The organism is Pedobacter endophyticus (assembly GCF_015679185.1).
GTDB lineage: Bacteria > Bacteroidota > Bacteroidia > Sphingobacteriales > Sphingobacteriaceae > Pedobacter > Pedobacter endophyticus.
Genome location: NZ_CP064939.1, coordinates 4295438 through 4310854 on the forward strand (window position 1 = coordinate 4295438; position 15417 = coordinate 4310854).

Below are 15417 nucleotides of genomic sequence, written 5' to 3' on the forward strand. Positions count from 1 at the left end.
AGGCAAAACCCAAACAAAACTGATCAAATCTTTCTCTTTTTGTGATTGTAATTAGTCAAGAAATGCACCTAAAAATTATTCCAAATCGGAATAATTTTATTATATTACCATTTATTAGGATAAACATATGTTTAACTGAGATGAGAGAATGTGAATAAAACCACCCCTTTTTTGTTTCGATTAACAATTGTGTTAAAAAACAACTGGCGTCTAACTACCGCATGGTTACCTGATAAATGACTGAATAATTCATCCTTAGAAGTATAAGCAAGTTTACAGAGACAATCTATAAAGCATGCACGCTAAGTGGGTAAATGATAACTATCTCTACCCGTATGGAATTCTATTCATGTAAAAACAATACAAACAACCATCCATGCAATTAAATTACGCTGTTTGATAAATGAAAAAGATTTACGTCCCATTCGTCCTTACTTTGTTGGTTGGAGTTTTTGAACTCTTTGCCAATACAGGTATGTCTGCTGTAAACCCAAATATTTTTGGCAATACCTACTTTGATCAAAATGTCAGCGATTTGAAACCGTATTTCCGCGGTCAAATTAATGAGACAAAAAATGTTTTCCACTTATTTTCACACGGCCGAAGTGGTGCATTGTTTATAGATGGCAATTGGAAAAATGTTTCCGAGATAGAAAAATGGCTTTCTAGCCATGTTGATTTGCAAAAGGTAAAACAAATTAATATTTACGGATGCGAATTTGCGAAAGGTGAAATGGGTTTAAAGGCCGTTTCCTATTTGGAAAAGAAGTTGGGATTAACGATATCTGCCTCAAACAATATTACTGGTAAAGATGGCGACTGGAATTTAGAAGTTGGTAAATATGTTTCAGTTAAAGGATTAGAAAGTTATCCCGGTAATTTGCAATGCCCGGCAGCTACCGCTTCGGATCCGGATACAGATGGAGACGGAGTGCCTGATAGTGTGGATATTGATGATGATAATGATGGTATTTTAGATGTGAATGAAGGTGTAACCAAAAGTGCCAATGCAATAGTAAATGGCAATTTTGGTACCGATGAAACAAGTGGTGGTAACTTAGCAAATTGGAATACAAATGGCACCGGAACAAACCCGCCAGATCACAATTGGATAGCCGGCGGAGGTGGTGCGGTGGTATTTTATGATGGTGCTGAAGGATTAAATCTTGAGCAATCGATAACGTTTAAACCTACCATTTCTACGCCTCTTGTTTCAAAAATTACAACTTTTTCTATTAGAGTATATCCCATAAATGCTGGCGGAGGAACACCGACAAATGAGAGTTGGGGAAAAATGACTTTGTTCGTTCGTGCACCAGATGGTACACTTTTGAAACTATTTACGGTTTACAACCAGGTTACGGCAGATATCAACTCACCAACTGTTAGCGTAACCGACATTAATTCAACCGTAGTGCAAAATTTATCGGTAAATGGCAATTTGTCATCACGCAGTTTCGCTACAAACTGGTTCTCAACAATTTCTGTTTCCATTAATAGCGATTTACTGGCTACAATGGGTTCACTATTGGTACAACGGAACAATGGTGCAGCAAGTGGCCCAAATGGAGTGGCGGGCAGCGATGATTTTTTGATTGATGATCTTTCTTATACCGCTGAACAATATACTGATACCGATGGCGATGGTGTTCCCAATCACGGCGATTTAGATAGTGACAATGATGGTATTCCAGATGCAATAGAAGCCTGCGGAAATAGATCAGTTACATTAACGAATTGCCGTGTTCCCTACAATGCCGGAACTGATACCGATGCAAACGGCGATGGTTGTCGCGATGGTCGCGTAATGCAAAGCTGTACCACGCCAAAGCAAAGTGATGGCGACACGCAACCTGATTATTTAGATTTAGACAGCGATGGGGATGGTTGCCCGGATGCTACTGAAGCTCAGGTTATCGGAACCGTTAATACTACTTTTTTTGGAGCTCCATCGGCTACCGCAAATGGCCTTACTAATTCAGGTTGTTCATCTCCGCCCAATACAAACTGGATAAACAACGCTGTTAAAGGCGGATGTTTGGATACAGATGCGGATGGTGTCTTGAATACTATGGATCTTGATGATGATAATGACGGGGTGCTGGATGCTACAGAAAGCCCATCGTGTTTTTATACAGAAACTGAAGCCAAACAGATTATTTCTGTAACCTCAGCGCTAACTCAATATGCTACATTTGTAATTACAAATTCGTATGATGGGAATACCGCGACCCAATCTGCGTTTAGTCCTAGCCAGAATTGGGTAGGCAAATCTGTTTTTGAGATAACCCCTACAATACCTTTGTCAATAACTAAGGTTAATTTGGACTTGGGAAGCTGGTACCTATCCGAAAATAGTAGTTCTACCTTTAAGTTACAAGGGTGGACAGGTGCGGCCTGGGAGGATTTATCTGCACCGATGTCGAATTACAATTCGACAGTGGATTTCAGCATTAGCAATACAATTCGCCCAAACACGGTATATATCAAATTCAGGATTGTAGGTGTGGCAGGTACCTGTTATTATTCGGGGGTTAACGAAATTACACTTACGGCAAATCAATATATTGCTTCGGCCAATCCCAAATCAACATGTCTTAATGATACCGATGGTGACACTGTTCCAAATCATTGGGATTTGGATAGCGATGGCGATAGTTGTAGCGATGCCTTGGAGGCAGGGGCAACGACCAATACTACAGCTAACTTTCAGTTTCCAGCCGCTCCTGATGCGAATGCTAATGGATTAAATGATAATATAGAAAACGGTACTACCGGCACAATAAACTATATTTCAACGTATAATGCCTATGCAACTTCGGCTAACCTGGCTGCATGTGTGGATACCGATGGGGATGGGATAAATGACCTGTTAGATATTGATGATGACAACGACGGGGTGCTGGATGCTACAGAAAGCCCATCGTGTTTTTATACAGAAACGGAGGCCAGAAAGATCGCTTCTGTTACCACAGAATTGATGCCTTTTTCGTCTACCTATCAAATCGCTCATTCTTACGATAATAATACGGCCACATGGTTTGCATTTCAAAGCAACCAGGATTGGGTGGGTAAATCTCTTTTTGAAATTACGCCAACGATAGCCCTGGCTATTTCATCGGTAAACTTCAATGTATACACCTGGCCTTTTTCAAATGGAGCAGCATCTACCTTTAAACTTCAGGGTTGGGACGGTTCTGTTTGGGTTGATTTATCATCGGCAATGGCAAATACATCAGCCATTGATTTCAGCATTAACAATTCTTTACATCCAACCACGGTGTACTCAAAATATCGTATTGTTGGTGTGGCTGGAACGTCTAATAATGCCGGTGTTCGCGAAATTACACTTACCGCCACTGCAAATCAATATGTTGCTTCGGCCAATCCTAAGCCAACATGTGCTACTGATACCGATGGCGATACTGTTCCAAATCACCGCGACCTGGACAGCGATGGAGATGGATGCTCAGATTTAGCAGAGGCCGGTGTAAGCCCCTTAACGGATGTGAGTACCCCGGCTTCTGCCACAAACAGCCATGGGCAAAGTTATGGCATTGCTGCAAATAAACTTACTGGCAGCCAGTTAAATCCGGCTGCAGCTGATGCGAATAATAACGGATTGAATGATGCTGTTGAAAACGGAACTACAGGAAGGGTAAATTATCCCTCAACCTACAGGGCATACGCAACAAGCTCAGCGCTAAATGCCTGTGCAGATTCTGACGGCGATGGTATAAAAGATTTACTTGATATTGATGATGATAACGATGGGATATTAGATGCCAAAGAAAGTCCATCGTGTTTTTATACTTCGGCAGAAGCTAATACAATCGCTAAAATTACCTCAGAATTCACAAGCCCGGATGATGATCAGGCAGATGGCAATATTGAGCTATTGCATGATGGTTCAACTGACCTTATGTTTAATTTTAATGATTTTGCAGCAGGAGCTAATCCAACGGGAAGTAATTTGTTTACCATTCAATTTCCTACCCCCGTAAAGTTAGCTACGCTTGTAGTTTCAAACAACATCAGTTCAACAGCCAACGCTAACGCCGTGGTAGTTGGATCAAACGATGGTTTAATATGGTCAGGAGCTTTAACTGCAGCTACCTTGATAAATACTACACCTGTTTCTTTTACAATTACAGCCCCACAAGCCTATAAATATTATAAAATACAAACAGGAAGTGTACCGGGAGCGCTTGCAACAGGTAATGTAATTGGAGAAATTACTTCAACGCTTGCAAGTAACTATATCCCATCTGCAAATCCTAAACCCACCTGTGTTAGTGACACTGATGGAGATACTATTCCAAATCACCGCGACTTGGATAGCGACGGAGACGGATGCTCAGATTTGGCAGAATCGGGTGTAAGCCCCTTAACCGACCTGGGTACGCCCGCTTCTGCCACAAACAGCAATGGGCAAAGTTATGGTATTGCAGCAAACAAGCTTGCTGGCAGCCAGTTAAATCCTGGTGCAGCTGACGCAAATAATAATGGATTAAATGATACCGTTGAAAACGGAACTACGGGGACAGTAAATTATTCCTCAACTTATACCCCAAACGCAACGAGGTCAGATTTAAATACCTGTGCAGATTCTGACGGAGACGGGATAAAAGATTTGCAGGATATTGATGATGATAATGACGGAATATTGGACGAGAAAGAACAAACATGCCCAGCTGTTTCAAGCACACCCGCTATAACCAGTACATTCGGTGGGGTCATCATTCGTAATGACAATTTTTTTCAGGCCCCCGAATCTCCAAGTACCATTACAATAGATTATGATTATTCATTCCAAAAAGTCAGCCTGTTGGTTTCTTCGATAAATTCGGGATCGAAATTTACCGTTTCTGTTCAATTGGACGATGGAACTATTGTTGGCCCACTTAACAGTAGGTTGTTTTTTAGTGCGAGCGATCCGGCCTGGTCTCCAATCTGGACCTCAAAGGGATACCCAGATTTATCAGGAAATGGAAACTGGGCTGGACAGATTGCATATAACAATAGCGACGTTTCTTTTTCTTCAAGCGTGCCACAGTCATGGGGCGCTTTAGAAATAACCGCTCCGCAAGCCACACCATTTTTCGGTATTGATAAAATTTTTATCCAATTTGTAACAGGTACTTCTAATGGGCTTTTTGATGTTGCACCAATGAACATCGTTTCTTCATGTACCGATATTGATACGGACAACGATGGCGTACCTAATCGGTTAGACCTTGATAGTGATGGTGATGGCTGTTCAGATTTAGCGGAATCCGGCGTAAGTCCTTCAACGGATATAAGTACGCCGGCTTCTGCAACAAACAATTTTGAAAAAAGTTATGGCATTGCTGCAAATAAGCTCACTGGTAGCCAGTTAAACCCTGCTGGGACTGATAACAATAATGATGGATTAAATGATAGTGTTGATCCCGATGGGAATCGTATTCCTAATTATCCTTCTACTTACCCGCACTATGCCCTGGCCAACAACCTGGTTGCCTGCGCAGATACCGATGGCGATGGTAAAAATGACATAACAGATATTGACGATGATAACGATGGGGTATTGGATGCAACAGAAAGCCCATCGTGTTTTTATACCGCAAATGAATGGAATACCATTGCCAAACCTTTCTATGCTGTAACCATTTCATCGGCCTTAACCACCACAACCAGTAATTTTAGCCAATTAATTGATGGGGTAAGTAATGTAACGGCTGTAACGTTCTCTGCCAGCCCCGCACAAGATATTGCAAACAGAAATGTTTACCTGTTTAACTTTGCAAATCCGGTAAGGTTAAATGCGCTGTATTTGCAGTTTAATACAGCTACGCAGTTCGCAGGCACCACTAAAATCCAGGGCTCTAACAACGGTTCAGATTGGGTTGACCTATCAGCGGCAATTGCTGCAACGGCTGGTACCAATACCACGGCAAACGGAGCAGTAACTGTAGCCAATTCCATAAAGTATCCGGTAACACTGAATACAGCAAATGCATATAAATACATTAGGATAACCGGAGTAGCGGCATCTAATATTGCAGCTCAAAACGCCTCCGAAGTTTATTTCGACTTCAATACGAGTGCGTATGTGCCATCAAGCTACCCTAAATCAAACTGTGTTAACGACACTGATAACGATGGTATATCAAATCATCAGGATTTAGACAGCGATGGCGATGGGTGTACAGATGCTTTTGAAGCGGGCACATACAATAAAACGGATGTTGTGCTTCTTGCTGGCGATGTTAAAAACGGCTCGGGTGGCAATGTCACTTCAACAATAAGCAACCCGCAAGCTAAAATTGCTGGTGATTATGGTGCCAATGGTTTTGCCGATGTTTTGGAAACCTCGGGCAATGGTATTTATAAATATACCTACGACTATGCCAACGCCCTAAATGCAAGTGTTAAAACATGTTGTTCTGTTATTGCCGATAATACAATAGCCAGCAATCAAGCGGTATGTTCAACTACTACGCCCCAACCGCTTATAGGGTCTGTACCAACACTTTCTCCTGCCTCAACGTCGACCATACAATACCGATGGATGAGACGCATACCAGGTACGACTACCGATTTCGAAATGATATCGGGAGCTACATCGAAAGATTATACATTTTCCGGTCCACTGACCGAAACTACCGATTACCGAAGGGTGGCTTACGTAGCCGGATGTTCACCAACATTTGATAACACTTCAGCTACAGTAACCATCACCGTAACAGCTACGCCAACGGCAGGTACGCTAAGCGGCACCACAAATATCTGCATTGGTGGAACTACAACCTTAACGGTAACAGGCAACAGTGCGCCGGGCACATGGAGCTCGGGCAATACGGCGGTTGCGACGGTAAATGCCACAACGGGAGCAATCACTGGCGTATCGGCAGGTACTTCAAATATTATTTACACGGTGCAGGGCGCAGGCGGCTGTGATAATGCAACCACTATGCGAACAATCACTGTAATGCCTAACAATACCGTTAGTTCAGGTACCACCACTACGGTTTGTATCAACGGCAGCCTTTCTGGCGTTACCCATTCCACCACCGGAGCTACCGGCATCGGAACGGCCACAGGCCTGCCCGCTGGCGTAATGGCCGCCTGGTCATCAAATACCATTACCTTCAGCGGTACGCCAACCGAAAGCGGCACATTCCCTTACAGCATTCCCTTAACTGGCGGTTGTGGCGAAGTGAACGCTACCGGAACAATTACGGTAACCCCAGCCAATACCGTTAGTTCAGGTACCACCACTACAGTTTGCATCAACGGAAGCCTTTCTGGCGTTACCCATTCCACCACCGGAGCTACCGGCATCGGAATGGCCACAGGCCTGCCCGCTGGCGTAATGGCCGCCTGGTCATCAAATACCATTACCTTCAGCGGTACGCCAACCGAAAGCGGCACATTCCCTTACAGCATTCCCTTAACTGGCGGTTGTGGCGAAGTGAACGCTACCGGAACCATTACGGTAACCCCAGCCAATACCGTTAGTTCAGGTACCACCACTACAGTTTGCATCAACGGAAGCCTTTCTGGCGTTACCCATTCCACCACCGGAGCTACCGGCATCGGAACGGCCACAGGCCTGCCCGCTGGCCTAATGGCAGCGTGGTCGTCAAATACCATTACCTTCAGCGGTACGCCAACCGAAAGCGGCACATTCCCTTACAGCATTCCCTTAACTGGCGGTTGTGGCGAAGTGAACGCTACCGGAACAATCACTGTAATGCCTAACAATACCGTTAGTTCAGGTACCACCACTACAGTTTGCATCAACGGCAGCCTTTCTGGCGTTACCCATTCCACCACCGGAGCTACCGGCATCGGAACGGCCACAGGCCTGCCCACTGGCGTAATGGCAGCGTGGTCGTCAAATACCATTACCTTCAGCGGTGCGCCCACCGAAAGCGGCACATTCCCTTACAGCATTCCCTTAACTGGCGGTTGTGGCGAAGTGAACGCTACCGGAACAATCACTGTAATGCCTAACAATACCGTTAGTTCAGGTACCACCACTACAGTTTGCATCAACGGCAGCCTTTCTGGCGTTACCCATTCCACCACCGGAGCTACCGGCATCGGAACGGCCACAGGCCTGCCCACTGGCGTAATGGCAGCGTGGTCGTCAAATACCATTACCTTCAGCGGTGCGCCCACCGAAAGCGGCACATTCCCTTACAGCATTCCCTTAACTGGCGGTTGTGGCGAAGTGAACGCTACCGGAACAATCACTGTAATGCCTAACAATACCGTTAGTTCAGGTACCACCACTACGATTTGCATCAACGGAAGCCTTTCTGGCGTTACCCATTCCACTACCGGAGCTACCGGCATCGGAACGGCCACGGGCCTGCCCGCTGGCGTAATGGCCGCCTGGTCATCAAATACCATTACCTTCAGCGGTACGCCCACCGAAAGCGGCACATTCCCTTACAGCATTCCCTTAACTGGCGGTTGTGGCGACGTGAACGCTACCGGAACAATCACTGTAATGCCTAACAATACCGTTAGTTCAGGTACCACCACTACGATTTGCATCAACGGAAGCCTTTCTGGCGTTACCCATTCCACTACCGGAGCTACCGGCATCGGAATGGCCACGGGCCTGCCCGCTGGCGTAATGGCCGCCTGGTCATCAAATACCATTACCTTCAGCGGTACGCCAACCGAAAGCGGCACATTCCCTTACAGCATTCCCTTAACTGGCGGTTGTGGCGAAGTGAACGCTACCGGAACCATTACGGTAACCCCAGCCAATACCGTTAGTTCAGGTACCACCACTACAGTTTGCATCAACGGCAGCCTTTCTGGCGTTACCCATTCCACCACCGGAGCTACCGGCATCGGAACGGCCACGGGCCTGCCCACTGGCGTAATGGCCGCCTGGTCGTCAAATACCATCACCATCAACGGTACGCCAACCGAAAGCGGCACATTCCCTTACAGCATTCCCTTAACTGGCGGTTGTGGCGAAGTGAACGCTACCGGAACCATTACGGTAACCCCAGCCAATACCGTTAGTTCAGGTACCACCACTACGATTTGCATCAACGGCAGCCTTTCTGGCGTTACCCATTCCACTACCGGAGCTACCGGCATCGGAACGGCCACGGGCCTGCCCGCCGGCGTAATGGCCGCCTGGTCATCAAATACCATTACCTTCAGCGGTACGCCAACCGAAAGCGGCACATTCCCTTACAGCATTCCCTTAACTGGCGGTTGTGGCGAAGTGAACGCTACCGGAACCATTACGGTAAAGGAACTTCCAATGGCTACGATTAGCGGCACGGCTACGATATGCTCGGGCACGGAAACTACCATCACCATCAGTGGTACGCCCAATGCTGTTGTAACCTATAAGGTGAACAATGGTACACCGCAAATGATCAACCTTAATAGCAGTGGTGCGGCAAACTTGCCTACGGGAAACCTGACGACCACCACCACCTATTCGTTGATTAGCGTGTCTAATGCGGCTGGTGAAATGCCGAATTGTAGCAAAACACTAAGTGGTAGTGCAACAATAACGGTAACTGAACCCCCCAATGCGGGCATTTTAAGTGGAGCGCAAAAGATCTGTGTTGATGGGATGACAACCTTTACAAGCAATGGAGACAGTGGAGGAAGTTGGGTGTCTAACAACACAAGCATCGCCACCGTTGATGCCACAGGTGTAGTTACGGCCCATTCGGTCGGCACTGCAACGATCACCTATATGGTATCAGCCACCAGTCCATGTACAACCCCATCGAGTGCAACAAGGAACATAGAAGTTATGACACAACCGTATGCGGGTGTGCTGGAAGGCAATACAAAAATCTGTATGGGAGGAAATACCTTATTTACACCAAAAGGTGCAAATGGCAGTGGTACCTGGGCCAGCTCAAACGGGGCTGTTGCTTCCATCGATCCCTCTACCGGGGTGGTAACAGGGAATTCATCTGGTACGGCTACCATTAGTTACACGGTAACGGGTGGAGCAGGTTGTACAAGTTCAACCTCCACTGTCCCTGTAATGGTTGGAACTACGACAGGGTCAAATGCTGGTACACTCTCTGGCGACCCGAACATTTGCATAGGAGGAAGCACAACATTTACTGCAAATGGCGCCAGTGGCAGTGGTACCTGGTCGACTTCTGACGCAGATATTGCTACCATAAATGGTTCTGGAGAAATCAAAGGTGTTGCAGCGGGAACGGCCATGATCACTTATACTGTAGCAGGCAGTGGAGGCTGCGATGATGCATTTGTATCGCGAATGGTAACTGTGCACCCCAATAATACCGTTGGCGCAGCATCGATAATGCCATCAGTATGTGAAAATTCAGAAATGCCCAACATTACCCACAGCACTACAGGTGCCACGGGCATTGGAACGGCGATGGGGCTGCCGGCCGGAGTAACTGCCGGTTGGTCATCAAATGTGATAACTATCAGCGGTACGCCAACAGAAAGTGGTACTTTCAACTATAGTATCGCCTTAACGGGCGGATGTGGTACCGAAAATGCAACAGGTACAATTACAGTAACGGCACCACCAGTTGCTGGAACCCTCGATGGCGAACAGGAGGTTTGCGTGGGCAGTACAACAACCTTTACCTCAACGCATAGCGGTGGCACCTGGATGTCTGCCAATACCGGAATAGCAACGATTGATGCCTCAACAGGAGTAATCACCGGGGTTTCGGCGGGTTCGGCAACCATCACTTATACTGTCGCCGGCACCGGTAACTGCAGCAATGCAACAGCCACCCGCACGGTAATGGTAACGGCACCGCCAGACGCTGGAACCCTTAATGGCATGGAGGCCATCTGCATCGAAGGAACAACTACCTTTACAGTAAGCGGCAACAGTGCGTCGGGCAGCTGGAGTTCAGACCATACGGGCATAGCAACAGTGAACACCTCAACAGGGTTGATTACAGGAATCTCGGCAGGTACGGCGACGATAATCTATACTGTGCACGGCACGGGAAGATGTAGCGATGCAACGGCGACCCGTACCATAACCGTAACAGCGCCACCAGTTGCTGGAACCCTTGATGGCGAACAGGAGGTTTGTGTAGGTGGTACAACGACATTTACAGCAACAGGAAACAGTGCCACTGGCGTTTGGAGTTCTGATAATACAGGGGTTGCAACGGTAGATAACAGCACAGGCTTGATCACCGGAAAATCAATTGGTACCGCCACCATCACCTACACCGTGACAGGTGAAGGGAACTGCAGCAATGCAGCCACAACACGAACGGTAATGGTTACAGCAGCACCATCAGCCGGAACATTGAATGGAAACCAAAATATTTGTCTTGGTGGAAACACCGTATTTAAGCCAGTAGGAGCCAACGGTAAAGGAACCTGGTCGAGTTCGAATGAAAGTGTCGCTACAATTGATGCTTCGACAGGGGTGGTAACAGGCGTAACTTCGGGTATGGCTGCCATCAGCTATACCGTGACTGGTGGGGCTGGTTGTGCCAGTGAAACCTCCATGATCGCTGTAACTGTGGGGGTCGCCGAAGGTCCAAAAGCGGGAAAACTTTCAGGAAAGCAAGACGTTTGTGTAGGAAATACAACTCGCTTTACCGTAACCGGCAACAGCGCAAGCGGTACCTGGTCTAGTTCAGATGCAGGTGTCGCCACGGTAGATGCTTCAACAGGGGTAATTACAGGAATCTCCATCGGAACAGCGACCATTACCTATACGGTACCTGCTTCCAGCGGTAGCAGTTGTAACGATGCTTTTGTCTCTCGTTTGGTACATGTGTATGCAATGCCCGAAGCGGGAACGATAAAAGGGCCACAAAATGTTTGCATCGGTGGCACAACGACTTTTACGGTAAACGGTAACAGCGCAACTGGTACCTGGTCTAGTTCAGATGCAGGTATCGCAACCGTAAATGCCTCAACCGGAGTAATCAAAGGCATTGCGGCAGGTACCGCAACAATCAGCTATACCGTACCTGGCATGGGAGGATGCAGCGATGCATTGGCCACCCGCACGGTAATGGTAGCAGCGCCTCCAGTTGCTGGAAACCTCAATGGTAAACAGGAGATTTGCCAAGGTAGTACCACTACATTTACCTCCACCCATAGCGGTGGCACCTGGAGCTCTGACCACACGGCCGTAGCTACCATCAATGCCTCAACAGGAGTAATCATGGGCATTGCTGCGGGTAAGGCAACAATCACCTATAGCGTGGCGGGCACAGGCGGCTGTGGTAGTGCAACAGCAACCCGGATGGTCACTGTAACTTCGCCACCAATAGCAGGAAGCCTCGATGGTATGCAAGGTATCTGCGTTGGTGGAACCACGACTTTTACGGCCACTGATAACAGCGGCATGGGCAGCTGGAGTTCTGACAATACGGGCATAGCTACCGTAGATGCCTCAACTGGGGTAATCACCGGCGTTTCGGCAGGTTCCGCAACAATCACCTATACCATGGCGGGCTCCGGAGGATGCAGCGATGCAAGCGCCACCCGCACCGTAATGGTAGCAGCGCCACCAGTTGCTGGAACCCTGGGTGGCGAACAAAAGGTTTGCGAGGGCAGTACCACTACATTTACCTCCACCCATAGCGGCGGTACCTGGAGCGCCGACAATACGGCGATAGCAACGATAGACGCCTCAACAGGAGTGATTACCGGCGTTGCGGCAGGTACGGCAACGATTACCTACACCGTGGCAGGTGCGGGAGGCTGCGGCAGTGCAACAGCAACGCGAATGCTAACCGTAATCGCGCCCCCGGCAGCCGGAATGCTCAGCGGCATGCAAAGCATCTGCATCGGTGGGACAACCACTTTTACTGCAACAAACAATAGCAGTATGGGCAACTGGAGCTCGAACAACATAGGAATAGCTACCGTAGATTCATCAACAGGAGTAATCACTGGCGTTGCGGCCGGTACGGCAACCATCACTTATACCATGGCTGGTACCGGAGGGTGCGGCGATGCAACCGCAACGCGAATGGTAACCGTAACGTCGCCACCAGTTGCAGGAACGCTCGATGGCGAACAACAGATTTGTGTCGGAAGTACTACTACGTTCACCTCGACCCATAGCGGTGGTACCTGGAGCGTTGACCACGCTGGTGTAGCGACCATCAATGCCTCAACAGGAGTAATCACTGGTATTGCGGCGGGTACGGCAACGATTACTTATACCATGGCTGGGACCGGAGGGTGCGACGATGCAACTGCAACCCGCACGGTAATGGTAGCAGCGCCACCAGTTGCAGGAACTCTTGAAGGCGAACAGCAGATTTGTGCCGGAAATACCACTACGTTTACCTCGACCCATAGCGGTGGTATCTGGAGCGTTGACCATACTGGTGTAGCGACTATCGATGCCTCAACGGGAGTAATCACTGGTATTGCGGCCGGTACGGCAACCATCACTTATACCATGGCTGGTACCGGAGGGTGCGGCGATGCAACCGCAACCCGCACGGTAATGGTAGCAGCGCCTCCAGTTGCGGGAACTCTTGATGGCGAACAACAGATTTGCGCCGGAAATACCACTACGTTTACCTCGACCCATAGCGGTGGTACCTGGAGCGTTGACCATACTGGTGTAGCAACCATCGATGCCTCAACGGGAGTAATCACTGGCATTGCGGCCGGTACGGCAACCATCACTTATACCATGGCTGGTACCGGAGGGTGCGGCGATGCAACCGCAACGCGAATGGTGACCGTAACGTCGCCACCAATGGCCGGAACACTTAGCGGTACACAAACTGTATGCTCAGGTAGCACAACAATGTTTAGTAGCAACGGCGATTTAGGTGGTACTTGGTCAACGTCAGATTCTGGCGTAGCAACGGTGAATGCTTCAACAGGCGCAATTACAGGTATTTCGGCAGGTATGGCAACGATCACTTATAGCGTGGCCGGCAAAGGAAATTGCAGCAAAGCCACGGCAACACGGACGGTAACCGTTACCCCGGCAACCACTTGTGCATCAATTATAGTTCTCAAACGGGCCAAATTTAACGATACCGACAGCAATGGAAGTGCAGAGGTGGGCGAAACCATTACCTACACATTTACGGTTAAAAATACAGGCAGTTTAACCCTAACCGATATTACAATCAGCGATCCATTGGTAACAGTAGCTGGCCGTATCGCAAGCCTTGCGCCCGGTAAAGAAGATGCAACAACATTCAGCGCAGTTTACCTGATTACTCAAGCAGATGTTGATGCCGGAAGCGTAAGCAACCAGGCACTGGCCAACAGTAAGGCGCCCGACGGAACAGCCATAACCGCAAGCTCCGACGACCCAGCTACCGTAGCGGCCAACGATAGTACCACAATATCTTTACCTCAAAAACCGGTTACTGATCTTTCCATCATCAAAACGGTCGATAATGCAGCCCCTGTGGTTGGAAGTAATGTAACCTTTACCATCACCGTGCAAAATGCTGGCCCGGCAGATGCGACGGGCGTGGTGGTGAGCGAAAATTTACCAAGCGGCTACCGATTTATTTCGGCCAGTACCTCCGGTACAACTACTTATACTGATGGAACATGGAGCATCGGCAATTTAGCTAATGGCGCTAATGCGACGTTAACTATCGTTGCTGCAGTAAAATTAGACGGAAATTATGCGAACACGGTAAATGTAGCCAGTGCAACTGTAGATAAAATGATGTTGAATAATACAGCTACTGCTACCCCTGTTCCGGTGCCTAACAAGCCCATTGCCAACGATAACGAGACACTAACCGATGCAAATAAACCCATCGTCATCAGTATTTTGGAAGATGACGAGTCGGGCAACTCTACCTTTGATTTAACCACCATAGAGATTGTTGAACAACCAGTGTATGGCAAGTTGATCATAAATGTCGATGGTACAGTTACTTACATACCCAACCCGGGTTTTACAGGAATTGATAAGTTTACTTATAGACTGAAAGATGCCCAGGGAAACTACACCAATGTAGCTACAGTAACCATTAAATCTAATTTTATTGATTTAAAGATACCGAATTTGTTTACGCCTAATGGCGATGGCAACAACGATACTTTCGAGATCATAGGTCTTAATCAATTCAAAGAAAATACCCTGGTTATCTTAAGCCGTTGGGGCAATGAAGTATACCGCATGAATAGCTACCAAAATAACTGGACAGGCGACGGACTGAACGAAGGAACGTATTACTACCTGCTGAAAGCTAGAAACGGCGACGACCCAAATTGGGTGGTATACAAAGGCTGGTTAACGTTGATCAGAGAATTTAAAAAGTAACAATGAAAGGACGAGGTTATCTCGAAAAGTCGAATTTAAAACTCTGCCGCGCTATCGGAATCGCATTGCTTTTATTACCTCTTCCTATCAAGGTTTGGATAAAAGCAATGCCTTTGCTTTCCCTCTCCTCGAGAAACGGGATGTACAGA

1 protein-coding gene is annotated in these 15417 nt (G+C 47.6%); it reads left to right on the forward strand.

The genetic code is table 11. From position 1 onward, the window contains the following. Window positions 1-403: 403 nt before the first annotated feature. On the forward strand, window positions 404-15268 hold the full coding sequence (locus tag IZT61_RS17640; protein ID WP_196098342.1) for an Ig-like domain-containing protein: 14865 nt from the start codon (window positions 404-406) through the stop codon (window positions 15266-15268). Window positions 15269-15417 lie beyond the last annotated feature (149 nt).